Origin of the sequence: Serratia sp. CY71090, assembly GCF_052166845.1 — a bacterium.
Taxonomy (GTDB): Bacteria; Pseudomonadota; Gammaproteobacteria; order Enterobacterales; family Enterobacteriaceae; genus Serratia; species Serratia nematodiphila.
Genome location: NZ_JBJNOA010000004.1, coordinates 24,061 through 49,894 on the forward strand (window position 1 = coordinate 24,061; position 25,834 = coordinate 49,894).

At 57.6% G+C, this 25,834-nt stretch carries 23 protein-coding genes; 21 read left to right on the forward strand and 2 right to left on the reverse strand.

Translation table 11 applies throughout. The annotated features are described in order from the left end of the window. Window positions 1-2: 2 nt before the first annotated feature. The 9 genes from ACJ8OK_RS09795 (at window position 3) to ACJ8OK_RS09835 (ending at window position 12,690) form a co-directional block, all read left to right on the forward strand. Window positions 3-3,947: an enterobactin synthase subunit F gene (locus tag ACJ8OK_RS09795; RefSeq protein ID WP_442530561.1), complete on the forward strand. Its 3,945-nt coding sequence runs from the start codon at window positions 3-5 to the stop codon at window positions 3,945-3,947. Window positions 3,948-4,122: 175 nt separating this feature from the next. Continuing rightward, window positions 4,123-5,379 (forward strand): enterobactin transporter EntS, encoded by a 1,257-nt coding sequence (gene entS / locus ACJ8OK_RS09800; protein WP_049186372.1) that lies wholly within the window; start codon window positions 4,123-4,125, stop codon window positions 5,377-5,379. A 212-nt stretch (window positions 5,380-5,591) separates the two neighbouring features. Further along, window positions 5,592-6,797 carry an isochorismate synthase gene (locus tag ACJ8OK_RS09805; RefSeq protein ID WP_442530562.1) on the forward strand — a complete coding sequence of 402 codons (1,206 nt, stop codon included), beginning with the start codon at window positions 5,592-5,594 and terminating at the stop codon, window positions 6,795-6,797. A 7-nt stretch (window positions 6,798-6,804) separates the two neighbouring features. After that, window positions 6,805-8,433: a (2,3-dihydroxybenzoyl)adenylate synthase gene (locus tag ACJ8OK_RS09810; protein WP_442530563.1), complete on the forward strand. Its 1,629-nt coding sequence runs from the start codon at window positions 6,805-6,807 to the stop codon at window positions 8,431-8,433. Window positions 8,434-8,436: 3 nt separating this feature from the next. Beyond that, on the forward strand, window positions 8,437-9,297 hold the full coding sequence (locus tag ACJ8OK_RS09815; RefSeq protein ID WP_016929399.1) for an isochorismatase: 861 nt from the start codon (window positions 8,437-8,439) through the stop codon (window positions 9,295-9,297). A gap of 106 nt (window positions 9,298-9,403) precedes the next feature. Beyond that, window positions 9,404-10,423 carry a 7-bladed beta-propeller protein YncE gene (yncE, locus tag ACJ8OK_RS09820; protein ID WP_374930568.1) on the forward strand — a complete coding sequence of 340 codons (1,020 nt, stop codon included), beginning with the start codon at window positions 9,404-9,406 and terminating at the stop codon, window positions 10,421-10,423. A gap of 121 nt (window positions 10,424-10,544) precedes the next feature. Then, on the forward strand, window positions 10,545-11,162 hold the full coding sequence (locus tag ACJ8OK_RS09825; RefSeq protein ID WP_085058473.1) for a DUF2238 domain-containing protein: 618 nt from the start codon (window positions 10,545-10,547) through the stop codon (window positions 11,160-11,162). 319 nt (window positions 11,163-11,481) lie between these two features. Then, on the forward strand, window positions 11,482-12,222 hold the full coding sequence (locus ACJ8OK_RS09830; RefSeq protein WP_258007251.1) for a winged helix-turn-helix domain-containing protein: 741 nt from the start codon (window positions 11,482-11,484) through the stop codon (window positions 12,220-12,222). Between the two features lie 3 nt (window positions 12,223-12,225). Beyond that, window positions 12,226-12,690 carry a hypothetical protein gene (locus ACJ8OK_RS09835; protein ID WP_060558240.1) on the forward strand — a complete coding sequence of 155 codons (465 nt, stop codon included), beginning with the start codon at window positions 12,226-12,228 and terminating at the stop codon, window positions 12,688-12,690. Window positions 12,691-12,767: 77 nt separating this feature from the next. Here the strand turns inward: ACJ8OK_RS09835 and ACJ8OK_RS09840 are convergent, their stop codons facing one another. Next, window positions 12,768-13,523, reverse strand: coding sequence for a winged helix-turn-helix domain-containing protein (locus ACJ8OK_RS09840; RefSeq protein ID WP_033631556.1), 756 nt, complete (start codon window positions 13,521-13,523; stop codon window positions 12,768-12,770). 430 nt (window positions 13,524-13,953) lie between these two features. Here ACJ8OK_RS09840 and ACJ8OK_RS09845 point away from each other — a divergent pair, with 430 nt between their 5' ends. The 12 genes from ACJ8OK_RS09845 to ACJ8OK_RS09900 all read left to right on the forward strand — a co-directional run bounded on the left by ACJ8OK_RS09845 (window position 13,954) and on the right by ACJ8OK_RS09900 (window position 24,674). Further along, a complete protein-coding gene (locus tag ACJ8OK_RS09845; protein ID WP_033631557.1) occupies window positions 13,954-14,511 on the forward strand; it encodes a fimbrial protein in 558 nt (185 codons plus the stop codon). 94 nt (window positions 14,512-14,605) lie between these two features. Continuing rightward, on the forward strand, window positions 14,606-15,151 hold the full coding sequence (locus ACJ8OK_RS09850) for a fimbrial protein (RefSeq protein WP_033631559.1): 546 nt from the start codon (window positions 14,606-14,608) through the stop codon (window positions 15,149-15,151). 47 nt (window positions 15,152-15,198) lie between these two features. Further along, window positions 15,199-17,730 carry an outer membrane usher protein gene (locus ACJ8OK_RS09855; protein ID WP_033631560.1) on the forward strand — a complete coding sequence of 844 codons (2,532 nt, stop codon included), beginning with the start codon at window positions 15,199-15,201 and terminating at the stop codon, window positions 17,728-17,730. 43 nt (window positions 17,731-17,773) lie between these two features. Continuing rightward, window positions 17,774-18,532, forward strand: a complete 759-nt coding sequence (locus ACJ8OK_RS09860; protein WP_033631561.1) for a fimbria/pilus periplasmic chaperone — start codon at window positions 17,774-17,776, stop codon at window positions 18,530-18,532. A 37-nt stretch (window positions 18,533-18,569) separates the two neighbouring features. Beyond that, window positions 18,570-19,232 carry a fimbrial protein gene (locus ACJ8OK_RS09865; RefSeq protein ID WP_033631562.1) on the forward strand — a complete coding sequence of 221 codons (663 nt, stop codon included), beginning with the start codon at window positions 18,570-18,572 and terminating at the stop codon, window positions 19,230-19,232. A 13-nt stretch (window positions 19,233-19,245) separates the two neighbouring features. Continuing rightward, window positions 19,246-19,761, forward strand: coding sequence for a fimbrial protein (locus tag ACJ8OK_RS09870; protein ID WP_050501218.1), 516 nt, complete (start codon window positions 19,246-19,248; stop codon window positions 19,759-19,761). A 13-nt stretch (window positions 19,762-19,774) separates the two neighbouring features. Further along, entirely contained in the window at window positions 19,775-20,263 is a 489-nt protein-coding gene (locus tag ACJ8OK_RS09875) for a fimbrial protein (RefSeq protein WP_442530564.1), read from the forward strand. Between the two features lie 150 nt (window positions 20,264-20,413). Then, window positions 20,414-21,232 carry an MrpH family fimbial adhesin gene (locus ACJ8OK_RS09880; protein ID WP_135637720.1) on the forward strand — a complete coding sequence of 273 codons (819 nt, stop codon included), beginning with the start codon at window positions 20,414-20,416 and terminating at the stop codon, window positions 21,230-21,232. 437 nt (window positions 21,233-21,669) lie between these two features. Further along, a complete protein-coding gene (locus tag ACJ8OK_RS09885; RefSeq protein ID WP_060558248.1) occupies window positions 21,670-22,194 on the forward strand; it encodes a fimbrial protein in 525 nt (174 codons plus the stop codon). Window positions 22,195-22,318: 124 nt separating this feature from the next. After that, window positions 22,319-22,870, forward strand: a complete 552-nt coding sequence (locus ACJ8OK_RS09890) for a helix-turn-helix transcriptional regulator (protein ID WP_060558251.1) — start codon at window positions 22,319-22,321, stop codon at window positions 22,868-22,870. A gap of 129 nt (window positions 22,871-22,999) precedes the next feature. Continuing rightward, a complete protein-coding gene (locus ACJ8OK_RS09895; RefSeq protein ID WP_139792498.1) occupies window positions 23,000-23,878 on the forward strand; it encodes an MrpH family fimbial adhesin in 879 nt (292 codons plus the stop codon). Window positions 23,879-24,386: 508 nt separating this feature from the next. Continuing rightward, window positions 24,387-24,674 carry a hypothetical protein gene (locus ACJ8OK_RS09900; protein ID WP_033631567.1) on the forward strand — a complete coding sequence of 96 codons (288 nt, stop codon included), beginning with the start codon at window positions 24,387-24,389 and terminating at the stop codon, window positions 24,672-24,674. A gap of 69 nt (window positions 24,675-24,743) precedes the next feature. Here ACJ8OK_RS09900 and ACJ8OK_RS09905 read toward each other — a convergent pair whose 3' ends face one another. Further along, a complete protein-coding gene (locus tag ACJ8OK_RS09905) occupies window positions 24,744-25,661 on the reverse strand; it encodes a LysR family transcriptional regulator (protein WP_134942512.1) in 918 nt (305 codons plus the stop codon). Window positions 25,662-25,834 lie beyond the last annotated feature (173 nt).

Here is a 25,834-nt window from a genome sequence, read left to right on the forward strand (position 1 = left end):
CAGTGTCACACACCCCTAACTCTCTCAGCGGCCCGGCGCTTGCGGGCGAATGGCCGCTGGTCGCGGCACAACCCGGCATCTGGGTCGCCGATCAAATCTCCCCGCATCGCAATGCCTACGCGGTGGCTCACGCCATCGAACTCAACGGCCCTGTCGCCGTGGAGCCTCTGCTGCAGGCCATCATCCAGGGCCTGGGCGAGGTGGACATGCTGCGCCTGCGTTTTGCGGAACGCGACGGCGTGCCGGTGCAATGGCTGGATGACACGCTGGCGGTGCACGAGCCGGAACTTGTCGATCTGACGACGTCGCCGGACCCTGAAGCCGCCGCGCGCGCGCTGATGGACATCGATCTGGCGAGCGATCTGCGCGCCGGCAGCGGCGCGCCGCTGTATCGCCATGTGGTGATGCGCCTGGCGGATGACCGCTGGTTCTGGTATCAGCGCTATCATCATCTGCTGGTGGACGGTTTCAGCTTCACCGCCATCGCGCGCCGCGTGGCGGCGATTTACACCCATCTTTGCCGCGGCGACGCGTTGGAACCGACGCCTTTCACGGCGTTCAGCGACGTGGTGGCGGAATACCAGGCTTACCGGGAGGCCCCGGCCTGGCAACGCGACGCCGATTTCTGGCGTGAAAAAGCACGGCAGTTGCCGCCACCGGCCACGCTCTGCCCGCAGCCGCTGGCCGGGCAAACGCCCACGCCGCGCATCCACCGGCTGGAACAGCGCTGCGATCCGCAGGCCTTCGCCGAACTGGTGCAGTGCGGCGCGCAGCAGAAGCTGAACGCCGCCGATATGGCGGTGGCGCTGGTGGCGCTATGGGTGTCGCGTCTGAGCGGCCAACCGAGCTTCAGCGCCGGTTTTATCTTCATGCGCCGTACCGGATCGGCCGCCCTGTGCGCCGCCGGCCCGGTGATCAACGTGCTGCCGATGGAGATGCACCTCGAGCCGCAGGCTACGCTGTATGAGGCCGCCGCCCGCATCAGCCGCGAGCTGAAAACGGTGCGCCGCCATCAGCGCTACGATGCCGAACAGGTGCAGCGCGATCTGGGGCGTGTCGGCGACGGCGAACCGCTGTACGGCACGGTCTTCAACTTCAAAATGTTCGATTACCAGCTGGACTTCGCCGGTATCGAAGGCATTACCCACGATCTGGCCTCCGGGCCGGTGCGCGATCTGGAGATTGCGCTGTTTATCGACGAACACCATCAGCTGAAGGTGGAGCTGCTGGCCAACGCCGAGCGTTACAGCCGTCAGGAACTGCTGGCGCATCTGCAGCGGTTGCCGCTGCTGCTGGCGCAGTTCGCCGCGCAGGCAACGTTGCCGATCGGCGAAGCCGACATGCTGACCGCCGACGATCGCGCGCTGCTGGCGCGGGTCAACGACACGGCGCATCCGGTGCCGGCGACCACGCTGAGCCAACTGCTGGCGCAGCAGGCGCAAAGCACGCCGAACGCGCCGGCGCTGGCGGATGCGCATTTCAGCTTCACCTACCGCGAAACGCGCGAACAGGTCACGGCGCTGGCGCGCCAGCTGGTTGTGCAGGGCGTACGGCCGGGCGACATCGTGGCGGTGGCGCTGCCGCGCTCGGTGTTCCTGTCGCTGGCGTTGATGGCGATCGTGGAAGTGGGCGCCGCCTACCTGCCGCTGGACACCGGTTATCCGGACGAGCGGCTGGCGATGATGCTGGAAGACGCCGCGCCCCGGCTGGTCATCACCAACCCGGCGCAGCAGGCGCGCTTCGCCGACAAGGGCGAAATCTTGCTGTATGACGCGCCGCTGGCGGCCGATCATGCCGCCGGGGTGGCGATCGCGGGCCCGACGCCGGATCATGCGGCCTATATCATCTTTACCTCCGGTTCCACTGGGCGCCCGAAAGGCGTGCTGGTCGGCCATCAGGCGATCGTCAACCGCTTGCTGTGGATGCAGCACCAGTATCCGCTGGGGGCGGACGACGCGGTGCTGCAGAAAACGCCATGCAGTTTCGACGTCTCGGTGTGGGAATTCTTCTGGCCGCTGATGGTCGGCGCCCGGCTGGTGATGGCGCCGCCTGAGGCGCACCGCGATCCGCAGCAGCTGCAACAGCTGATCGCGCAACACCGCATTACCACGCTGCACTTCGTGCCGTCGATGTTGGCGGCCTTCGTCGCCGCCCTGGACGATGACGCGGCGGTGGCGAACTGCGTCGCGCTGCGCCAGGTGTTCTGCAGCGGTGAAGCGCTGCCGGCGGAGCTGTGCCGCCTGTGGCAAAGCCGCACGGCGGTGCCGTTGCACAACCTCTACGGCCCGACCGAGGCGGCGGTGGACGTGACCTGGCATCCGGCCTACGGCGACGCGCTGGCGAAGGTGACCGGCGCCAACGTGCCGATCGGCCTGCCGGTATGGAACACCGGGCTGCGCATTCTTGACGCGCGCCTGCGGCCGGTGCCGCCGGGCGTGGCGGGCGATCTGTATCTGACCGGCGTGCAGCTGGCGCACGGCTACCTTGGCCGGCCGGATCTGACCGCCAGCCGCTTTGTCGCCGACCCGTTCGGCGAGGGCGGACGGATGTACCGCACCGGCGACGTGGCGCGCTGGCTGCCGGACGGCGCGGTGGAATATTTGGGCCGCAGCGACGATCAGCTGAAGATCCGCGGGCAGCGTATCGAGCTGAGTGAAATCGATCACGCCTTGCTGTCGCTGCCGGGCGTGCGCCAGGCGGTGACGCATGCGCTGGTGTTGCAGGGCACGCCGGTGGACGCCGGCGGCGATGCGCGCCAACTGGTGGGCTATCTGGTGATGCAACCCGGTGTGAGCTGGGATGCGGAGGTTTTGCGTGCGGCGCTGGCCGACCGCCTGCCGCCGCACATGGTGCCGGTGGCGTTGGTGGAAATGCACGATTTGCCGCTGAGCGCCAACGGCAAGCTGGATCGCAAGGCTTTGCCGCAGCCGCAGGGCGGTGAGCGCAAGGCGGGGCGGCCGCCGCAGGCCGGGTTGGAAAGCGAGATCGCGGCGGTATTCGCCCGTTTGCTGCAGCGCGAGCAGGTGTTCGCCGACGACGATTTCTTCGCGCTCGGCGGCCATTCGCTGCTGGCGATGCGCCTGGCGGCGGAGCTGCGCCGCGATCTGGGCAAGGCGGTGTCCGTCGGCCAGGTGATGGTGGCGTCGCGCGTTGAGCAACTGGCCGCCTTGCTGGCGGAGGATCGCACGCAGGAAGAGGCCGATCGCAGCGGCTTCGACAGCGTATTGCCGCTGCGCGTCACCGAGGGGCCGACGCTGTTCTGTCTGCATCCGGCGTCTGGTTTCTCCTGGCAGTTCAGCGTATTGCCGCGCTATCTCGACCAGCACTGGTCGCTGGTCGGCATCCAGTCGCCGCGGCCGGACGGCCCGCTGGCGCTGAGCGAAGACATGGATCAGGTGGTGGAGGCGCACCTGCAGACGGTGCTGCAGGTGCAGCCGCACGGGCCGTACCACTTCATCGGTTATTCGCTCGGCGGCACGCTGGCGCAGGGCATCGCCGCCCGGCTGCAGGCGCGCGGCGAGCCGGTGGCGTTCCTCGGCCTGCTGGATACCTATCCGCCGGAGACCCAAAACTGGGACGTGATGCTGGACGACAACGTGTTGAAGGAAGTGCAGCGCGAGCGCGAGCAGTTCCTGGCGGTGTCGCAGGACACGCTCGATCCGGCGCTGGGTGAGACGCGCACCGCGATGTTCGACAACATCGAAGCCAACTACGCCGATTCGGTGCGGTTGTTGTCGCACACGCGGACCGCCCGTTTCCACGGCCAGGCGACGCTGTTCGTCGCCAAACGCACGCTGCAGGCAGGGATGGACGTGCAGCAAACCTGGTCGCAGTACGTCGATGCGCTGCAGGCGCACGAGCTGGACTGCGCGCATGTCGATATCGTTTCGCCGGCGTCGTTTAAAGTGCTGGGGCCGCTGCTGAACCGGATCTTGCGCACGCTGTAATGACGCCCTCATCCCGCCGCCAGGCACGGGGATTATCCCGCGTTTGGCGGCGTTTCTTGCGGTCGCTCACAATTGAATATCAATGAGTTTTATTATCATTATTGATTTCGTCATCTGTGCTAGCATAGCGCTCCGCAACTGCAGAATCCCCGTTTAAAGATGTGGTGAACAACCGATGAGTAGCAAACCCTCCATCCTGCTTGATTTCAGCCTGCTGAAAACCAACCGGGCTTTCCGCGCGGTGTTCTGCGCGCGCTTTATCTCCATTGTGGCGCTGGGGCTGATGGCGATCGCCATCCCGGTGCAGATCCAGGCGCTGACCGGTTCCACCCTGCAGGTCGGGCTGGCGGTGACGCTGGCCGGCGGCGGCATGTTCGCCGGGCTGCTGATGGGGGGCGTATTGGCCGATCGCTATGAGCGACGCCGGCTGATTCTGTTTGCGCGCTCTACCTGCGGCGTCGGTTTTGTCGGCCTGTGTCTCAACGCCCTGCTGCCGTCGCCTTCGCTGGCGGCCATTTATCTGCTGGCGGTGTGGGACGGCTTCTTCGGCGCGGTAGGGGTGACGGCGTTGCTGGCGGCCACGCCGGCGCTGGTGGGCCGCGAAAACATCGTGCAGGCGGGCGCCATCAGCATGCTGACGGTGCGCTTCGGCTCGATTCTTTCTCCGGCGATCGGCGGCCTGGTGATCGCCCATATGGGCATCGCCTGGAACTACGGTCTGGCGGCGTTCGGCACCCTGCTGACGCTGCTGCCGCTGCTGAGTCTGCCGCAGCTGATGCCGCCGCCGCAGCCGCGTGAACACCCGCTGCGCGCGCTGGCGGGCGGTTTCGCCTTCCTGTTCCAGAACAAGGTGATCGGCATGGTGGCGCTGATCGGCGCGCTGCTGACCATGGCCAGCGCGGTGCGCGTGCTGTACCCGGCGATGGCGGAAGGTTGGCACATCGACGCTGCCCACCTCGGTTATATGTACGCCGCCGTGCCGCTCGGCGCCGCCATCGGCGCGTTCACCAGCGGGCGCGTGGCGCATGTGGCGCGCCCCGGCTGGGTGATGCTGCTGACGGCGATCGCGGCGTTCGCCGCCATCGGCCTGTTCGGCCTGATGCCGTGGTACAGCCTGGCGTTACTGTGCCTGGTGGCGTTCGGCTACCTGAGCGCGCTGAACTCGCTGCTGCAATACGGTCTGATCCAGAGCCTGACGCCGGACAACTTCCTCGGCCGCATCAATGGCCTGTGGACGGCGCAGAACGTGGTTGGCGATGCGCTGGGCGCGTTGCTGCTGGGGGCGATGGGCGCCTTTATGCTGCCGGCGATGAGCGCCAGCGGTTTCGGCTTCGGCGCGGCGCTGCTCGGCATCCTGTTGCTGTTCGCCATGACCGGTTTGCGCCAGGTTACGCTGCACAAACCAGAGCCGCAGCCCGCCACAGAAAAGTAGTCGAACGCGTTAAAACAACGCTGTGGGATCAAATAGCAATGCTTATCATCGGCATGCGTAAAACCCACAGCGTTTATGTCATGATTTCGAAATGAAAGAAGTGTTTACGTTTATTGACATAGCAAATATCGGCGAGTAATTTAGCGCGGAATTAACTCAAATGATAATCATTATTATATTGGTTATCACTTCAAATTCTTGAGGGCGAAGCGATGGATACTGCCGTGAACGACATCAATCGAAAGGAAGTGCAGGAGTGCGAAGAGCAGCGGTTTGCCGCTGATTTTTCTCCCGCGTCGGGCTTCTTCTTTACTTCTCCTTTCCGCAGCTTGACCACCACCGGTTGTTTCAGCCGCATTCGCCTGCCGGCCGCAGACGGCGCCGATCTGAACGGCGAGTTCCAGCGCAGCGTGCGGCAGGCGTTTGCCGAGGCCCGACAGGCCGGCATCAAAAAGCCGCTGCTGTGCGGCGCCATCCCGTTCGATACCCGGCAGCCTTCGGCGCTGTTTATTCCGCAGCAGAGCCGCTGGTTCGATCGCGCCGCCTTTATGGCCGGCGTTAGGCCGGCGGCGGATGGGCCGGAGCTGGTCGGCATAACGGAGCTGCCGCCACAGCAGCCGTTCATGAACATGGTCAGCGACGCCGTCGACGCGATGAAGGCCGGTGAGTTGGACAAAGTGGTCTTGTCGCGCCTGCTGGAGATCGAAACGCGTCAGCCGGTGGATCGCCATGCGCTGATGGCGCGCGTGATTGCCCAGAACCCGCATGGTTTCCATTTCCATGTGCCGCTGGAGCAGGGCGCGCTGTTGGGCGCCAGCCCGGAGCTGCTGCTGCGCCAGGACGGCGGCCGTTTCTATTCTAACCCGCTGGCCGGTTCCGCCCGGCGCGAGGCCGACCCGCAGCGCGATCGCGAAGTGGGAGAGCGGCTGATGGCCTCGGCGAAAGATCGCCACGAGCATCGCATCGTCACCGAAAGCATGCGTGACGTGCTGGCCGGCCGCTGCCGCTACCTGAACGTGCCGCACACCCCTGAATTGCTGACCACCACCACGCTGTGGCATCTCTCCACGCCGATCGACGGCGAGGCGGCGTCTCCAGACGAAAACGCCCTGTCGCTGGCCTGCCTGCTGCACCCGACGCCGGCGCTGTGCGGCATGCCGACGGCCGAGGCGCACGCCCTGATCGGCAAGCTGGAGCCGTTCGATCGCGGCCTGTTCGGCGGCATCGTCGGCTGGTGCGACGACGAAGGCAACGGCGAGTGGGTGGTCACCATCCGCTGTGGCACCGTTGACGGCAACCGGGTGCGGCTGTTCGCCGGCGCCGGCATCGTGGAAGACTCTTCACCCGAATCTGAATGGCATGAAACAGGCACCAAACTCAGCACCATTCTGCGTGCCTTTGGTATAAATCAAGGATAACGACAAGATGAGCATTGCCTTTACCCCCTGGCCGGCGGAGTTCGCCAGCCGCTATCGCGAGCGCGGCTACTGGACTGACAAGCCGCTGACCGAGATCCTCGACCGCCAGGCCAACAACGACGCCCCGGCGATTATCGACGCCCAGGGCAGCCTGACCTACCGCGAGCTGCAGCAGCGTTCCGATCGTCTGGCGGCTGCTTTGCTGCGCCGCGGCGTGAAATCCGGCGACACCGCGCTGGTGCAGCTGGGCAACGTGGCGGAGTTCTATATCGTGTTCTTCGCGCTGCTGAAAATTGGTGTGGCGCCGGTCAACGCGCTGTTCAGCCATCAGCGCAGTGAGCTGAACGCCTATGCCGAGCAGATCAAACCGGCGCTGCTGATCGCCGATCGCCAGCACGCGCTGTTTGCCGACGATCAATTCCTGAACGCCTTCCGCGATGCGCATCCTTCGCTGCGCGTCGTGGCGCTGCGCAGCCAGGCCGAGGGCGAGCTGGCGCTGGCCGCCTGGCTGGACGAAGCGAGCGACGGTTTCGTCGCGCAGCCTTCCGCGGCTGATCAGGTGGCGTTCTTCCAGCTTTCCGGCGGCAGCACCGGTACGCCGAAGCTGATCCCGCGCACCCACAATGATTACTACTACAGCATTCGCCGCAGCGTGGAGATCTGCCGCTTCGACGCGCAGACCCGCTATCTGTGCGCGCTGCCGGTGGCGCACAACTACCCGATGAGTTCGCCGGGCGTGCTGGGCGTGTTTTATGGCGCCGGGCTGGTGGTGTTCGCCGCCGATCCGGACGCCGGGCAATGCTTCCGCCTGATCGAACAGCACCAAATCAACGTGACGGCGCTGGTGCCGCCGGCGGTCACGCTGTGGCTGCAGGCGATCGAAGAGTGGGGCGGCAATGCCCAGCTCGCCAGCCTGAAACTGCTGCAGGTGGGCGGCGCCAAGCTGGGCGAGACGCTGGCGGCGCGCATTCAGAACGAAATCGGTTGCCAACTGCAGCAGGTGTTCGGCATGGCGGAAGGGCTGGTGAACTACACCCGGCTGGACGATGACGAACGCCACATCCTGGCGACGCAAGGGCGGCCGATGTCGCCGGACGACGAAGTGTGGGTGGCGGATGACGACGGTAATCCGTTGCCGGCGGGCGAGGTCGGACGGTTGATGACGCGCGGGCCTTACACCTTCCGCGGTTACTACCAGAGCCCGGCGCACAACGCCGATGCTTTCGACGCCGAGGGTTTCTACTGCTCCGGCGATCTGATCAGCATCAGCGAAGACGGCTACATCACCGTGCAGGGGCGGCAGAAAGACCAGATCAACCGCGGCGGGGAGAAGATCGCCGCCGAGGAGATCGAGAACCTGCTGCTGTGTCATCCGGACGTGATCAACGCCGCGCTGGTATCGATGCCGGATGCGCTGATGGGGGAGAAGAGCTGCGCCTATATCATCGCCAACGCGCCGCTGAAACCGGTGGTGCTGCGCCGCCACCTGCGCGAACAGGGCGTGGCGGACTTCAAGCTGCCGGATCGCTTTATTCAGGTGGACAGCCTGCCGCTGACTCCGGTCGGCAAAGTGGACAAAAAACGGCTGCGCCAGCAGCTCGACGCGCAACTACAGACTCAGGCTCAGGGAGATTAATCGATGGCCATTCCAAAACTTAATGACTACGCGCTGCCGACGGCGGACGAACTGCCGCAAAATAAAGTCACCTGGCAGGTGGAGCCGCAGCGCGCCGCGCTGTTGATCCACGATATGCAGCAGTATTTCCTCAACTTCTGGGGCGAGGACAGCGCGCTGATTAAACAGGTGGTGGAGAACATCGCCAACCTGCGCCGCTACTGCAAGCAGCAGGGCATCCCGGTGTTCTATACCGCGCAGCCGAACCAGCAGAGCGATGAAGATCGCGCGCTGTTGAACGACATGTGGGGTCCGGGTCTGAACAAACACCCTGAGCAGCAGGCGGTGACCGCTGCGCTGGCGCCGGACGAAGACGATACGGTGCTGGTGAAATGGCGCTACAGCGCCTTCCATCGCTCGCCGCTGCAGGAGATCCTGCAGGAGTCCGGCCGCGATCAGCTGATCATCTGCGGTGTGTATGCGCACATTGGCTGCCTGACCACCGCCATCGACGCCTTCATGCGCAACATCCAGCCGTTCATGGTGGCCGACGGCCTGGCGGACTTCTCGCGCGACGAACACCTGATGGCGCTGCGCTACACCGCCGGCCGCTGCGGCCGGGTGGTGACCACCGCGTCTCTGCTGCCGGCGGCCGGCATCGCCAGCATCGATGCGCTGCGTCAGCAGATCCTGCCGCTGCTGGACGAAGACAGCGAAGACATGGGCAACGATGAAAACCTGATCGATTACGGCCTGGATTCGGTGCGCATCATGGAACTGGCGACCCGCTGGCGCAAGATCCGCAGCGACATCGACTTTATCGCGCTGGCGCGTAACCCGACCATCGACAGCTGGTGGGCGCTGCTTTCCGAAGAGAAAGCCTGATTTTAATCACGAGCAGAGGGCGGCCGTTCGGCCACCCTGTTGGCTTTATAAGGAGATTTTGATGAATACTTTGATTACCAAGGGAAAACGCGCGGCATTTCCGCTGATGCTGCTGTCTACGCTGCTGTTCTCCAACACCTTGCAGGCGCAAACCGCGCCGGAAGTGCTGCGCAAGCCGGTCGGCAAAGGCGCCTATGAAATGGCCTACAGCCCGAGCGAGAATGCGCTCTACCTGGCCACCTCGCAGAGCCGCAAGCTGGACAAGGGCGGCATCGTTTACCGTCTGGATCCGACCACGCTGGACGTGACCCAAATTATCCATAACGACATCAAGCCGTTTGGCGCCGCCGTCAACGCCAAGACCGGCACGCTGTTCTTCGGTAACACGGTCAATAACTCGGTGACCGCCATCGACGCCAAGACCGGCGACGTGAAAGGCCGCCTGGTGCTGGACGCGCGCCAGCGTTCCGAAACCGTCAAGCCGCTGGCGCCGCGCGAACTGGTGGCGGATGCCGACAGCGATACCCTGTATATCACCGGGCTGGGGGATTCCAGCGTGGTGTGGGTGGTGGACGGCAAGGATCTGACCCTGCGCGCCACCGTGAGCGACACCGGCAAGTACGGCACCGGCCTGGCGCTGGACGCCGCCGCCAAACGCCTGTACGTCACCAACGCCGACGGCGAGCTGGTGACCATCGATACTCAGAGCAACAAGGTGCTGTCGCGCAAGAAGCTGGATGAGTCTAAAGAGCATTTCTTCCTGAACATCAGCCTGGATACCGCCACTCACCGTGCCTTCATCACCGATTCCAAGCAGCCGCAGGTGCTGGTGGTGGATACCCGCAACGGCAACATCCTGAGCAAGATCGACGTGCCGGAATCGCTGGCGGTGCTGTTCAACCCGGCGCGCAATGAAGTTTACGTCACCCACCGCCAGGCGGGCGAAGTGAGCGTGATCGACGCCAAGAGCTACAAGGTGCTGAACACCATCAAGACGCCGACCCACCCGAACAGCCTGGCGCTGTCGCCGGATGGCCAGACGCTGTACGTCAGCGTCAAACAGGCTTCCAGCCGCGAGAAAGAAGCGACCGCGCCGGATGACGTGATCCGCGTCGCGCTGAAATAATCCTACGCTGGGTAAGCGCACACCGAACAGGCGAAGCGGCGACGCTCCGCCTGTTTTTTTTCGCCGTGCGATCTGCGGTATAAAGTGTGGATTGCCTTATTGACCCGAAGGAACGTTGGATATGCCCGTCTCACGCTCTCCGCTGTTGTTGTCCGTTATCACTCTGCTGCTGCTGGCCGCGCTGATCCACAGCGGCATCAGCCCTTACGATCGCACCACCTGGCTGATGGAGGTGGCGCCGGTCTTGATCGTTTTGCCGCTGCTGTGGCTGACCCATCGCCGTTACCCGCTGACGCCGCTGCTCTACACGCTGATTTTCTTCCACGCGCTGATCCTGATTTTCGGCGGCATGTACAGCTATGCCCGCGTGCCGCTGGGGTTTGAGGTGCAGCAGTGGCTGGGTCTTGGCCGTAACCCGTACGACAAACTGGGGCACTTCTTCCAGGGGTTGGTGCCGGCGCTGGCGGCGCGCGAAATCCTGCTGCGCGGTGGTTATGTACAGGGGCGCAAGATGCTGGGCTTCGTGGTGTGCTGCATCGCGCTCGCCATCAGTGCTCTGTATGAGCTGATCGAATGGTGGGCGGCGCTGGCGCTGGGCCAGGGCGCCGACGAGTTTCTCGGCACCCAGGGCGACCCGTGGGACACCCAGTCCGACATGTTCTGCGCGCTGCTCGGGGCGATATGCGGCCTGTTGCTGTTTGGGCGTTGGCAGGAGCGGCAAATTGCTCGCTTAGTTTGATAAATTTCAAACCGAATTAGCCCGCCGTTATGGCGGGTTTTTTTATATATATCGCAATGAACGTTGTCGCATCAAGCGAAGGCAGGGAGCCTTAGCTGCGCCCAAGGTTCCGCTATTCTCTATGATTTATTGTTCTTATTCTATTGTTTTATATGAATTTATATTTAATTCGTAAGAATTTTCTTATTGCGATTGCTGTGCTAATATCATGTTGTTTGGTGGGGAATTGGCGTTGACATGGTTTGTAGCGCAGGGAATTATGAGATACATAATTAATAATAATATTAAATATCACGAAGATAGATCGGAATTGGTCTCGGTGAATGACGATATCCCGCCGATTACGCTGACGGCCACGCTGAACCGCCTGCTCTCCACATTAGTCAGAAACAACAATCTGGTGTTATCCAGAGAGACGTTGTTGACGCAGGTGTGGGAGGCTCATGGCCAGGTCGCTTCCGGTAACAACCTCAACAACACCATTTCAATTTTACGCAAGGCGTTCTCTTCGCTTGGCGAGGAGGAGATCATCGTCACCTTGCCGCGGCAAGGTTTTATGTTCACCGCCGCGACGATCAAAACCGCGGACAGCCAGGCGCCCGCAGAGGAGCCGGCCCCGGATATGGGCCAGGAGGTGGGCGCCCCCCCTGAGGTAGGCTCCGTCGCTGTACGCAGCTATACGCGTTTCAAAGCCGCCGCACTGGCGGCTTTGCTGGTTCTGGCGTTGGGCAGCGGTATTTGGGCGTGGCGCGATGCAGGTTATCAGCCGATCAGCACGATCGACGGGGGGCGCATCGACAGCTGCAGCGTGCGCCTTATCACCACTTATCATAAGCCGGCAATCAACAAGGTCGATTTGGATCATCTGCGCGACATGTTGAAGCGGCGGCCGCAGATTCACTGCAACGAACCGGCGACGCTGCTCTACTACGACACGCAAACACTGGCGCCAAACGGTTCCGGGAGAACCCGAACGTCCTATTTCTATTACTGCCCAGAGTCGCAAATGGCGGATAACAAGGTGCAATGCGAGAGTTTCTATGAAAGCTGGGGCCTGTAAGCGATGAAACGATATGGTTACGCGATTGCGGCGTTACTGGCTATGGGGGGCTGCGCCGTTGCCGGTTACTTTTTATTTTTCAGACCGCAAATCCCGGAGTGCCGGGCGGTTGAACATGTAACTGACAACATTGCCGGCCGCAGCATTGGACGCATTGTTCTGATAAATGTGGTTCCCGACGGCCCGCGGCGCATCAACATATTGTTGAACGGCAGAGCCTATGATGGCAAGGATCACTATGTTATCTCACGCACTCTGGTTATGGATTATCGGCGGCAGGGCAATAACTATACGCTGTGGGTGAAGGAAAATATCAAGAAACCGCATGACTCGATAAGGCTTGAGGATTTTAATCGGCGGTTACCGGTGGAAGGTATGCAAATACACTGGCGTATCGAGCAAATTGATAGCCGGCATTTCTTGTTTGCCGATAACCATGCGCCGTTATTTGTGTGTGCTACACCCTAAGATGAATCCCCTTGGCTAGGGCAAGGGGATCCTGAGAGTGAGATGGCCTGGTAAGGTAACATCTTGCAATGCCAATGCTATTCTTTGTCGATATAATTGTAGATACACGGGCTGCTTTTTTCTCGCGGGCAGAAGGTTAACAGCTCTTTGCCCTTCTGCGACGCTTCATCACGAATGTTATCATAGTAATACACGTCAGCTTTACTTCTACAATTAAAACCAGCGCGCTGGATAAATCGCTTGATTTCGGATAAGTGGCCGCTCCCCGAATTCATGCTGTATATTTGGCAGCGGTCGTAGTCGCCCAAAGGATACATGCTGATACGGGTGGCGTTTTGATAAAGCACGATAGCGGCAAACGGCACCAGGCAGGCTAAAAATGCCAGCAGAAGGCGCCTGAATGGGCTATTGACGCTATTATGTCGCGCTTCTTTCTTAGTCATCTTACTGACTTCAATATCTCCTTCTTGATTGTTTTCCGGTTTTTTTACCTCCTCATTGTTATTTACTTCATGAATGATATCTGCGGTGAACTTAAACCCCTGACGCGGATAGGTAACAATAAGCGCCTCTTCGCCGAACTGCGCCAGCGATTTGCGCAACCCTGATACATAGTTATTTAGATTGTTGTTCGAGGCCTTAAGACCATGCTCAACCCATACATCATTAAGCAACCTTTCACGCATTAATAACACATTATTGTTACGGATGAACAGTGATAACAGCCTGGCGCTGGGTCTAAGTAAGACTATTTTAGTCGCCGCATTATCAATATGCGACAATGTGTTCTCATCTTCATCATAGAGAACGTTGTTATTTATATGGAAAATCATTTTTTTAACCTGTCAACTTACCTGTCGAGAGATTATTCTGAGACCTGTGTGCTGTTTTTTCAATCCTTGGTATTAATGGTCAATAGGATTTTTCCATCTATTCATATAATTATATTAACCCGGGTCTAAGTGTATAAGTATTAAAAAATAAATAAGGTCATTTAATTTCTATTTTTTAGAGTTTAAACCTATTTAATGTGTGTTTTTTATGTATAAATCCTGTGTTTTTGTCTTTTTGCGACATAACGTTTTATTTTTGATCTGGGCGGGGTAAATTTGTTGCCACTGATACGGAACGCTGAAAGGCAGGTATCAGCGAAAGAACCTGCGCTCGACAATAAAGCGGCGCGTTAAACATCAAGAGTGAATTGTTGATCTAATTGACGTCAATGAGTACCTCTTTCTTACTAAGGAATGTAAGGGATTTAATATGAAACTGAATAAAATCATGATGGCAGCAGTATTGGCTTTCGGCGTAACGTCTGTGGCTCACGCAGCGGTAAAAGATCAGGGGCACGGCACCGTAACCTTTAAAGGTGCAATCATTGACGCGCCTTGCTCAATTACCCCGGAAACCGTAGACCAGACCGTTAACCTGGGCCAGATTTCCAACGTAGCGCTGAAAAACGGCGGCCAGTCTACGCCGAAAAACTTCCAGATTAAGCTGGAAAACTGCGAGCTGAACGCTGGTGATGCAAATGGCGTTGGCAAGAATAATGCTGTTGCTATCACCTTCACCGGCGCAGCTTCAGTAGAGGACGCTAAGCTGCTGGGCATTACCGGTACCGCTAAAGGTGCCGGCATCGCCATCACCGACGGTTCTGGCAAGGTGATCGAGCTGGGTAAGGCTTCTTCAGCGCAAGCGCTGGGTGATGGCAATAACACCCTGAGCTTCTCCGCCTACCTGCAGGGCAACAAGGCTTCTACCGCTGTTATCACCCCGGGTGACTTCCAGTCCGTGGCTGACTTCACCCTGGCTTACCAGTAAGTCCGGTTGTGCAGTGATAATGCAGCATGCGGGCTTGCCCGCATGCTTTTCCCGGGATTCGAGCGGTGGAAATTCTGTGAATAGGGAACATTCAATGAGTTATTTTCCTGCAAAATTAATGCTTCCTTGCCTATTGTCCTTAATGTTAATCGCGGATAACGTTCAGGCCGCTCGCCCCAGTCAAGGATGGGGACAGGTCAATATGCAAGGAGCCATTATCAATACCGCCTGCGCTATTGCCGCCGGCAGTCGGGAACAGCTAATCGATATGGATGTCACACCGGTTGCAGATATTATTCGCGACGGCAGCGGGGGCGCTCGTTATTTCTCCATTGAGCTAATTAACTGTGTTTTATCTCGGGCTGAGAGTAAATTGCCGGACTGGAGTGGTTTTCGGGTGACTTTTGACGGGGATGCCGACGGGGAGTTATTTGAGATGCATGGTGGGGCAAAAGGCATCGGATTGCAAATCGTCGATGCAGAAGGAAATATTGCCCACCCAGGAAACCCATTGCCCATTCGAGAAATATTGCCAGAAAGAATGCTGCTTAACTACCAAATGCGGCTGGTCGCTAATAATCAGCCACTGCAGGCAGGGGAGTATTATTCTGCGGTGCGTTTTAAAATGGACTATTACTGAGGCTGAGCTCTGCCGATAAATACTATTAAATAAACAGGGTCGTGGATATGTTTTTTTCTCCTGCATGGAAGCTGTTTCGTCCTCATGCGCTAAGTATCGGTATATTTCTGGCGTTAGCGCATTTAACGCCAAAGGCAGAAGCCGAGGATGGCATTCAGTTTAATACCGATATTTTGGACGTGAACGATAGAAAAAATATCGACCTGAGCCAGTTTTCACGCAGCGGCTATATCATGCCGGGCGCCTATGCCATGGTGATTCATCTTAATAACAATGAATTGCCGGAACAGAGCGTCAGTTTTTATCCGCCGGATGACGATGCTCAGGGCAGCCAGGCCTGTATTTCACCGGCGCTGGTGGAACAGCTGGGGCTGAAACCGGATGCATCAAAAGGACTGCGTTGGTGGCATCAGGACGAGTGTCTGGATATCGCCAGCCTGAAGGGCATGGAGGCGCGCGGCGATTTAGCCACGGCGGCACTGTATTTGAGCATTCCGCAGGCCTATCTGGAATATTCCTCGCCTGACTGGGATCCGCCGTCGCGCTGGGATGAGGGCATTCCGGGCCTGCTGTTTGACTATAACGTTAACGGCCAGACTCAGCGCCAGGAGCGGAGCGGTGAGCAGAGTAACAGCCTGAGCGGCAACGGCACCGCCGGCGCCAACGTCGGTGCCTGGCGATTGCGCGCTGACTGGCAGGGGCAGCTCAATCACCAAACCGGCAGCGGCCAGGGTACCGATCAGCGGCTGGACTGGAGCCGTTACTACGCCTATCGGGCCGTTTCTGCGTTGCGCTCGCGCCTGACGCTGGGTGAGGACTACCTCAACTCCGGCCTGTTCGACAGCTTCCGTTTCACCGGCGTTAGTCTGGTGTCTGACGACAACATGCTGCCGCCGAACCTGCGCGGCTATGCCCCGGAAGTGGTCGGGGTGGCGAAAACCAACGCCAAAGTCACCATCAGCCAGCAGGGGCGGGTGATTTATGAGACTCAGGTGGCGGCGGGGCCGTTCCGCATCCAGGACATCAGCGAGGCGGTCTCCGGCGAGCTGGACGTGCGGGTGGAAGAGCAAGACGGCAGCGTGCAGGCGTTCAAGATGAACACCGCCAGCATTCCATACCTGACGCGCCCCGGTTCCTGGCGCTTCAAAATGGCGGCGGGCAAGCCTTCAGACTGGCAGCATCGCAGCAATGGGCCGCTGTTCGGCACCGGCGAGTTTTCCTGGGGGGTGAGCAACGGTTGGTCGCTGTACGGCGGCGGCCTGTTCGGTGGCGACTACAACGCGGCTTCGCTGGGTATCGGCCGCGATTTGATGGCGCTGGGCGCGCTGTCGTTCGACGCCACCCAGTCGCGGGCGCGGCTGCCGCAGCAGGACGGCACGCTGAGCGGCGGTTCATACCGCCTGAGCTATTCGAAGACCTTCGACGAGACCGACAGCCAGGTGACCTTCGCCGGCTACCGCTTCTCGGAGCAGGACTTTATGAGCATGAGCGAGTATTTGGACGCGCGTTACTATGGCGGCCGAGTGGGCAACAACAAGGAGATGTACACCATCACCTTTAATCAGCAGTTCCGGGATATCGGCCTGAGCCTGTACCTGAACTATGACCACCAGACCTATTGGGATCGACCGGCCAATGACCGTTACAACCTGACGCTGTCGCGCTATTTCGATATCGGCCGCTTCCGCAACCTGAGCCTGTCGTTGACCGGGTACCGCAACAAGTACGAAAACACCAACGACGACGGCATGTACCTGTCGCTGTCGCTGCCGTGGGGCCAGGGAGCCAACCTTAGCTACAGCGCGACGGTAAACCGTCACGACAGCAGCCAGCGAGTGGGGTATTACGATCGGTTGGATGAGCATAGCAACTATCAGCTGAACGTCGGCAGCGCCAGAAACGGCGCCAACTTCAGCGGCTATTACAGCCGTGAGGGCGATGTGGCCCAGTTGAGCGCCAACGCCAGCTATCAGCAGGGCAGCTACAGCGCGCTGGGCTTCAGCGCGCAGGGCGGTGCGACCTTAACGGCAGAAGGCGGCGCGCTGCACCGCATCGGCATGCCGGGCAGTACCCGGCTGCTGCTGGATACCGGCGGCGTGGCCGGGGTGCCGGTGCGTGGTTACGGCAGCACCGTAGATACCAACCGCTGGGGCAAGGCGGTGGTGACGGACGTTAACAGCTACTACCGCAACAAGGCCAGCATCGATCTGAACCAACTGGGGGATAACGCCGAGGCCACCAAATCGGTGGTGCAGGCCACCCTGACCGAAGGCGCAATCGGTTATCGCAAGTTTGATGTGCTCGCCGGGGAGAAGGCGATGGCGGTTATCCGGCTGGCGGACGGCAGCACGCCGCCGTTCGGCGCCACGGTGATGAACGCCAGCAAACAGGATACAGGGATTGTGAACGACGGCGGCAGCGTCTACCTGAGCGGCATCCGGCCAGGTGAAAGCATGACCGTGCACTGGAACGGCGCGGCGCAGTGCGCCATCAGCCTGCCGCAAGCGTTGCCGGCTGACATGATGAGCAACCTGCTGCTGCCGTGCCGGGCGTTGCCGGCCAATGAGCCAGAGGCGTAATGAACGCGAACACCCTATTTGAATCTGTAAGAGTGATAAACGTATGAAAAAGAACTTTACCATGAGCAAACATCAATTGCTGACCGCCGCGCTGTTGGGCGCGCTGCTGGCGCCGCAGGCGCAGGCCGCTATCGCGCTGGATCGCACCCGGGTGATCTTCGACGGCAGCGAAAAGTCTGTCAGCCTGAATATCAGCAACCAGAACAAGCAGTTGCCATACCTGGCGCAGGGCTGGCTGGAGGACGAAAAGGGCAACAAGATCCAGAGCCCTCTGGCCGTGTTGCCGCCGGTGCAGCGCGTGGAGCCGGGCAAGCCGAGCCAGGTGAAGATCCAGGCGCTGCCGGCGACCAAACAGCTGCCGCAGGACAGGGAATCGCTCTACTACTTCAACCTGCGTGAGATCCCGCCGAAGAGCGACAAGCCGAATACGCTGCAGATTGCGCTGCAGACGCGCATCAAGCTGTTCTATCGCCCGTCGGCGATTGCACCGCAGCAGAATGCCGCGCCATGGCAAGAGCAGCTGACGCTGAGCAAGCAAGGCGATAAGTATGTGGTGAATAACCCGACGCCTTATTACGTCACTTTGGTGGACGCAGGGGCCAGGAAAGGCGTGGCTGGCGTGCAAGGTTTCGAGCCGTTGATGGTGCCGCCGAAGAGCAGTGCGCCGCTCGGCGTCAACGCCAGCGCGTTGGGTAACGGCCCGGTGTTGACCTATATCAACGACTACGGCGGTCGCCCGCAGCTGAGCTTTAACTGCAGCGGCAGCGCCTGCCAGGTCGTGCCGGAAAAGAGCAAGTCGTAACACCACCGGCTGCGGCGGGTCATCGGGAGGAATAAAGATGCAATGGATGAGCGAGAAACTGAGAAAACACCTGCCGGAGCGTCACGACTGTCGGTATTACGGCACCTTGGGCGGGCTGGCGCTGATGGTGCCTCTCACCCTCGGGGCGATGCTGTGGCTGATGCCGGCTGCGCAAGGGCAGGTGGCGGATAACTGGTACACCGACGGCGCCAATGGCGTGCTGCAGGTGCGCGGCGCGCTGACGGAGAGCGCCTGTCGGCTGGAGATGGAAAGCGCGTGGCAGGTTATCAGCCTGGGGGAGATCGGCACCGGGCGCCTGCAGAATATTGGTGACCGCGGCGTGCCGGTAGCCTTTGAGTTACGGCTGAGAGACTGCCTGCGCAGCCCGGCCGGCAGCCGGGATTCACGCACCGGCGCCTTAACCTGGGCCAATGATCAACCGGCGGTAACGGTCACTTTCCGCGCCGGGCAGGATGCGGATAATCCGCAGCTGGTCAGGGCTCAGGGTGTTGCCGGGTTGGGATTGCGTCTTACCGACAGCCGTGGACAGGATGTGCGGCTGGGCAGCCGCGGGGAACCGCTGCTGCTGACGCCGGGGCAGAATACCTTGAGCTATAGCGTGGCGCCGGAACGCACGGCGGCCCGTCTGGCGGCCGGAGCCTATCGCGCCACGGTGGATTTTAGCCTGAGCTATGACTAAGGAGTTGAGAAGCATGGCGCACATATTCAACCCGGCCGGTAGTTGCAGCCTTTGGCGCAATGCGGCGATGTGTCTTCTCTGTGTGGGAATGTCACCATTGGCCAATGCGGCGACCACTGTAACGGTCAGCGTCACCGTACTGGAAACACCGTCTTGCGTGATTAACGACAATAAAACCATCGAAGTGGACTTCGGCGAGATCCTGACGGTCAAGGTGGATGGCAACAATTATAAGAAATCGGTTGATTATACGCTGAAATGTTCGGGCATTAAGTCCAATGCCATGCAGATGAAAATCCAAGGCGGTGCGACCGCGTTCGACGCTTCCGCGCTGCGGACTAATATCAGCGACTTCGGGGTGGCGTTTCGTTCTGATGGGAAGCCATTGCCCATTAATAGCTGGCTGAAGTTCACCTACTCGGGTAGTCAGGCTCCTCCATTAGAGGCCGTTCCGGTAAAAAGAGCGAATGCGAAGCTGCCCGGCGGTGACTTTACTGCCGGCGCCACCCTGCTGCTAGCCTATCAATAGAGGAGAGGCAACGATGAAAAAGCTTGGCATAGTTTGCCTCATCCTATTGGGTATCACTACTCGAGAGGGGATAGCAGTGGAAAACATGAGTTTCAAAGGGACGCTACGCGAGGATGTGCCCTGTGAGCTCAATGATGGGCAACCGATAAACGTGGATTTTGAAACGGTGGGCGTTAATAAAATCGATGGGGAGCGTTACAAGAAGTCGTTTTCGGTGAAGGTGAGTTGCCCGGCGGAATTCGATGTTGCCTATAAGATTTACTATGTCGGTCAACCCAGTAGTTTTGATACGGCGGCGTTGGCCACTAACGTCAAGGGGTTGGGGATTAAGGCGCAGTGGCAAAAAAATGGCGCTTTTGTTGATCTTGGCGTCGGCGGTGCGATTAACGGTCTGGCTGATATGGATCTTAATTTCCAGGTGGTGCCTGTCCGGAAAGTGAATACGGAGCTGGTGCCGGGTGCGTTCAATGCTTCCGCATCGTTCATGCTTAAATATGAGTGAGTTCGCCGCTGTTAACTGCGCGAGGGTAAATAGCGGGAAAGAGAACAAGATGCTTGTGCCGGTGTGACTACGGTTGCCTGAAATTGATATCCTCGGTAGCGGACTCAGGCCTCATATGCTTAATAGATTCAGTGAACGAGGCTCAATATCATGGTTAACACGTTAACCAGATTAAATGTAGTAAGAAGTTTTTTTATATTACTGCTCTTATATACTTCCGGCGCTTGGGCGGGGTGGAGTTCTGACATTCGATTTTCACCCAGAGAAAAACAGTATTTTGCCAAAGTCACTTACTGGGATATTGGCGATGTCACGCCGAATCCGCTGTATGGTTGCTCTTATCTATGTAGCGTCACCTTTTGGGTAGTAGCCGCTGGGACGACGGGTTCTCCCATGAACGAAGTGAGCTTCCCAGGACTCACGACCAGCAAGACCATGGGGGAACTGGCGCAAAGCTTTGCTAATTCAGGATTCTTTAATAGGGAGTTCTATAGTCGAAAAGGCTTTCCTGACAAAAATGTATGTGTCTTTTTTGGCTATTGGGGGAAGATTTCTGGCGGAAACGGAAGCTATGGGCCAGCTCGTTTTCCTGGGGGGATGCAATGTGTTCCGCCGGTGGTTGATCCCTCCTATTGTGACCTGGCGGAAAAAGAGATTGAGCTGCGCCATGGCGTGCTGCGCGACGAGGAGGTGAATGGTCAGACGGTCAGCACCTCGCTGCATGTGACGTGCAGTTCCAAATATCCGGTGCGAATTATGTCGGCAGACAGAGACGGCAGCGTTTACTTTAATGGTGGGAAACAGTTCCGGAGTGAACTGAAAATAGATGGCAAGGATTTAGGTGAAGGGAAAGTCGTTGAGGCAACGCCCCAAGGGGTGACGTTAACCTTAAGCTCCACGCTGATGGGGTATGATGGCAGTATTGGGGTGTTTCAGGGCTCTAAAGCGATCATTGTTTCTTTACCGTAATCGGTATGGATATTTTTAGCGTGACTTTCATAAGAAACAGCAGCACTGATATTTCTATAATGGAGTTTAAAGGTGCTGCTTACCTTGCCACACAAGGCGCTGCTATAAATACGTTAGGTGTCCATAGGCTAGAATATTTTGGAGACCGATAGGTAACGAGATATCTCTCCCTCTGTGCCGCGTCGTTATCGCGGTACTGCGTGACGACCTGGTTGAACAGATATATGTGGCGAAGCAACAGTGTGCTTGTAAATCTGAGAATGGCATTTGCGAGTAGTAATGTTTCCGATTTTTTAATTAATTGCCTGGCGAATCGGACAAATATATGGCTGGTGATGAGCATTTGTGACGGAGGAGAGGGCATCACTCGATCTTGATTATGACTGTGCACATCGCGGATATAAGCGTTTTTATACGATATCAACCAGGAGGAAGGGATGAAAAAGACAGCGTTAGCGATGGCTCTGCTGTGTATGAGCCACACCGGTTGGGGAGCCCCGCCTACGGTGGCGGTTAACTACCGTGGTGAGCTGGTGGCGGAGCCTTGCGTGATTCCCCCTGGAGAGGAAAATATCGAGCTGGATTTTGGCACGGTGATTGATAAATATCTTTATCTCAATCAGCGTACGGCGGGGAAAGAGTTTTCCATACAGCTGACGGAGTGCGATCTCAGCCTTGGCGAAACGGTAAGCGTTTCCTTCAGCGGTACGGAAAGCGTTGCGCTGCCGGGGTTGCTGGCTATCAGTAGCGGTGGTGCGAGCGGCATCGCCATTGGCCTGGAGAATGTTTCAGGTGAGCTATTACCCTTGAATCAGCCTTCGGGGAAACTGCGACTACAGGAAGGGAGCAATAGAATTACGCTTAAAGCTTATGTGCGTGGTGAGCCTGAGGCTATTAAAAACAAGAGTATCGCCAGAGGAGAATTTGTCAGTACGGCTACATTTTTACTTGATTACGAATAATAGACTGTAAGCGATACGAGTAGAATAACTATCGTAATATATCCGGTGGAAAACTTTAAAACAGGCCGAGCAGAATGCCAATTCTGTATGGAATAAAGTTATCCTGGCCGACAAGAGGTGTTGCATGGGAACATTTAATATCGTAATAGATGATGAGAATCGCTATTTTGCTGAGGGGCTTCGACTCAGTATTGAAAAGTATGCGCAGAATCGCAATAAATCCGTCAATTTTTTATCACCGGACGGTGAGGGGCATACCGACATGGTTGTTGCTTCTTCTCTGCGGCGTGCGCAGCGCTGGCGCAGGGCGAATCTTTCAGGCGCACCGTTTATCCTTACCGTTAAGGAACGGCCTGTTTTAGCTGCGAGGGGGATCTCTGGCGTGCTGTACCGAACAGATAATCAGAGCAAGCTGTTTGAGTTATTGTCTGAAGCATTGTCCGGTTCTGCGTTCCCGGCTACCGCTAAGCGGCAAATCTTAACCGGCAGAGAGCGGCAGGTGGTCGGTTATCTTCGTAATGGATTCGATCAATCCCATACTGCCAGGTTGCTGGGGTTAAGCGTCAAGACGATTCATAGCCATAAACGCTCGATAATGAGAAAGTTAATGTTAACTCGGCATCATGAGTTTATTTATTGGTTATTGCTTCATAGTGATGAATATACTGAAAGTTGATATTTTTCATTTCTGTTTTTCATCCGCGGCTCTTTCAATTTGTGGTTGGGCATTGGGAAATAGTACCGATCTGAGATAACTTGTTAATAACCGCATGGGGTGGTTGGTTTTTGATATTGGAGCACGATGATGTTAAAGGACAGCATTAAGTTGCGATTTATACTGGCGCTGAAAGTGGCAGCCTTGCTCTTTTTTCCAATCAGCGCCGTAGCTGATTGGAAAACGGCGGCAGAAGTGGAGCTTATACCCACACTCACGCCAGGGCAGGGGCCGGCGGTTCAGGGGATCTGGAGCGTTTATATTAAGCAATGGGATACCAATGATCTCAGGCCTAACCCTATGTACGGTTGTACCAGCTGCGCGCTCCATCTGCGGTATCGTTTGCCTTGGTCGGGAGGGGGCTATGATGTTAAGGTATTTGGTGACTTCGGGGACGGCTGGATTAGAGACAGCAAGACGCTTGGCGAATTGGCTCAGAGGGCTCAACAAAAGGGGTGGGTCGGACCGAATTCGCCTCGATATATCGTTAACTCAACTAGCGGTTGGGGACTGTGTACTTACTTGCAATACTCTGACCATGCAGTGATACAAGGCTCAATTCCTGGCGGCACCATAGATGCAGACGGCTATGCTACTTGTGATGCGCCTGTTGTGCTCCCTACTCAGTGTAATATTCGCGAACCCCAAGTAGAGATTCGACATGGATTGGTTGCGCCAGACAAAGTTAACGGCAGTCAGGCTTCGGCACAGATTACCGTTTGGTGCAATGAAACTTTTCCGGTGCGTATTGTCGCAGCAGAAGCGAATGCCACTGACTTTATTCGCCTGAGTAAAGCCAGTAACTTCCGTAGCATCGTAACGATCAACGGGCGACCCTTTTCAAAAGGTGCCCTTATTGATGCCGGGCCGGCCGGTACGAAAGTCAATCTGATCTCAACGCTGGCTAATTACTCTGGTGAAGTGGGGGATTTTCAAGGGAGCGCTACAATTGTGGTATCCATTCAATGAAAAAGTAATCTTAATGCTTTACCTAATTTACAGAGGGTATCCTGAAGGGAAGAGTATTCCTAACCTTGATTAGGGATGGTCTATTGCTTATTTTTTGTTACCCTGATGCTCTCTTCTATTTCGAGATCTGGTTAGAATGCTACATGGTGGTGGGCGAGTCTACTAGGGGTTTTCTAATTATTTCTTATCGATAAGCAGGAGTGAATCCTGCTTTTTTTGGCTCATAACGCACTATGGTTTATGAGTTATGAAAAGCCATTTATCAGGTGAATATTATATTTGTGTGGTGCCGAGATGTACCCAGGGAAGGTAAATTGGATCTTTTTTATCTGGCGGTTTTTTTGTTTTTTCTGAGTTTATATGCGTTTTTCAAACACGATCAGCGCATGAAGAAAAGGCGATTTGCGATAGGTGAAAGAGGGCGTTAGCCGCAACAGGAAACCGGTACAGGGTCTGCCGCACAGGGAAATAAATACAAACGGATAATTCAATAAACAAGGAGAAGGACATGATGAGAAAAAAAATCGCATTGCTGGGTTGCACACTGCTGATGTGTTCGCAGCTGGCGCAGGCCGGGCTGGTGATTGAAGGCGGTCTCAATGGCAATAGCGGCAGCGGTGGCGGAACTTCCGTTGACGTGAGTATTAACGGCAGCACTAACGGCAACAACGGCACCGGTGTAAACGTTGGCGGTTCGCAAAAGCCGGATTCTAGCGCCAGCCAACTGCAAAAAGACATTTACGCGTCAATTTGCGCCAGCCCGTTTATGAAGAAATACGCTTCGATTTGCCAATAAGGAGTGTATGTAGTCAAGCCCGCCACGACGATGGCGGGCTTTTTCTTCGTTTTGCCCGCCATAGGTATCTCAATCTTGCCGTTCAGGCTTGATGTAGGCAATACCTTGTTCGTCATACAGGGTGTAAATCATCCGCAACAGTGTCTTGATATCTTCAGATTCATCCAACTGCCGGATGCTCATGATGATCGGGGAAACCAGGCGCTGTTCGTTCAATACGTTGTAGACCACGTCTGGGCGCTTCAGGCTGTGCAGGCAGTGGGGAACCAACGCGATGCCTTCACCTGCGGCGACCAGCCCCAATGCGACCTGCAGTTCCCGCACCTCCATGATTTTTCTGGGGACTAACGCACGATCGCGAAAGGTCGCCAGCACCTGATCGGCAAAGCTTGGGCGCGGCGTTTGCGGGTAAACGATCAGCGTTTCCGCCTGTAGGGCGCGCAGCGTTAATCCCTCCGAACGCGCCAGCGGGTGATCGGCCGCTAAGGCCGCCATCAGAGGCTCTTCTCGCAGGATAATGCGGCGTATATGCATGTCTTCATGGCGAATGCGGCCGAATCCTACATCGATTTTCCCTTCCTTGAGCGCCCGGGTCTGTTCCAGAGTGGTCATTTCATGCAGGCTCAGACCCACTTCGGGGTGAGCGGTTCGGAAACGGCGAATCAGCTGCGGCAGGATGTCATAGAGCGTTGAGGCGACAAAACCGAGCGATAGCGGGCGCTCTACTTGCCCCACGCGCTGGGTCATGGTCTTCAATTCGAGACTTTGCGCCAGGAATTGCAGTGCGTGCCCATAGAGAAAGCGCCCGGCCGCGGTCAGCACCAGCGGACGCGAGCCGCGTTTAAACAGCCTCACCCCCAGGCTCGCCTCCAACTGCTGAATTTGCCGGCTGAGCGGCGGTTGGCTGATATGCAGCCGCTCAGCCGCCCGGCTGAAATTCTGCTCTTCCGCGACGGCGATAAAATAGCGTAAATGACGCAGCTCCACGATTATGCCTTTAAGGTATCAATACGATGCAAAATGGGTGTTAGACGAGCGCGCCCATGAGCGATATCGTCGCGGATGAAAATAAAATATGTATTGGCCACTCATCATAGGTGGTTTTTCCTTTTTATTAAAGAATAAGCTTTTTAGCTGAATTCAATTCGTCTATATAAGTG

Bases quoted from the DNA above. Each gene is read 5' to 3' on its own strand.
- ACJ8OK_RS09870 (WP_050501218.1), top strand. From the start codon at position 19,246: ATGGCGCACATATTCAACCCGGCCGGTAGTTGCAGCCTTTGGCGCAAT.
- ACJ8OK_RS09815 (WP_016929399.1), top strand. From the start codon at position 8,437: ATGGCCATTCCAAAACTTAATGACTACGCGCTGCCGACGGCGGACGAA.
- yncE (WP_374930568.1), top strand. From the start codon at position 9,404: ATGCTGCTGTCTACGCTGCTGTTCTCCAACACCTTGCAGGCGCAAACC.
- ACJ8OK_RS09855 (WP_033631560.1), top strand. From the start codon at position 15,199: ATGTTTTTTTCTCCTGCATGGAAGCTGTTTCGTCCTCATGCGCTAAGT.
- ACJ8OK_RS09885 (WP_060558248.1), top strand. From the start codon at position 21,670: ATGAAAAAGACAGCGTTAGCGATGGCTCTGCTGTGTATGAGCCACACC.
- ACJ8OK_RS09835 (WP_060558240.1), top strand. From the start codon at position 12,226: ATGAAACGATATGGTTACGCGATTGCGGCGTTACTGGCTATGGGGGGC.
- entS (WP_049186372.1), top strand. From the start codon at position 4,123: ATGAGTAGCAAACCCTCCATCCTGCTTGATTTCAGCCTGCTGAAAACC.
- ACJ8OK_RS09875 (WP_442530564.1), top strand. From the start codon at position 19,775: ATGAAAAAGCTTGGCATAGTTTGCCTCATCCTATTGGGTATCACTACT.
- ACJ8OK_RS09890 (WP_060558251.1), top strand. From the start codon at position 22,319: ATGGGAACATTTAATATCGTAATAGATGATGAGAATCGCTATTTTGCT.
- ACJ8OK_RS09845 (WP_033631557.1), top strand. From the start codon at position 13,954: ATGAAACTGAATAAAATCATGATGGCAGCAGTATTGGCTTTCGGCGTA.
- ACJ8OK_RS09850 (WP_033631559.1), top strand. From the start codon at position 14,606: ATGAGTTATTTTCCTGCAAAATTAATGCTTCCTTGCCTATTGTCCTTA.
- ACJ8OK_RS09825 (WP_085058473.1), top strand. From the start codon at position 10,545: ATGCCCGTCTCACGCTCTCCGCTGTTGTTGTCCGTTATCACTCTGCTG.
- ACJ8OK_RS09840 (WP_033631556.1), bottom strand. From the start codon at position 13,523: ATGATTTTCCATATAAATAACAACGTTCTCTATGATGAAGATGAGAAC.
- ACJ8OK_RS09865 (WP_033631562.1), top strand. From the start codon at position 18,570: ATGCAATGGATGAGCGAGAAACTGAGAAAACACCTGCCGGAGCGTCAC.
- ACJ8OK_RS09860 (WP_033631561.1), top strand. From the start codon at position 17,774: ATGAAAAAGAACTTTACCATGAGCAAACATCAATTGCTGACCGCCGCG.
- ACJ8OK_RS09900 (WP_033631567.1), top strand. From the start codon at position 24,387: ATGATGAGAAAAAAAATCGCATTGCTGGGTTGCACACTGCTGATGTGT.
- ACJ8OK_RS09810 (WP_442530563.1), top strand. From the start codon at position 6,805: ATGAGCATTGCCTTTACCCCCTGGCCGGCGGAGTTCGCCAGCCGCTAT.
- ACJ8OK_RS09895 (WP_139792498.1), top strand. From the start codon at position 23,000: ATGTTAAAGGACAGCATTAAGTTGCGATTTATACTGGCGCTGAAAGTG.
- ACJ8OK_RS09880 (WP_135637720.1), top strand. From the start codon at position 20,414: ATGGTTAACACGTTAACCAGATTAAATGTAGTAAGAAGTTTTTTTATA.
- ACJ8OK_RS09805 (WP_442530562.1), top strand. From the start codon at position 5,592: ATGGATACTGCCGTGAACGACATCAATCGAAAGGAAGTGCAGGAGTGC.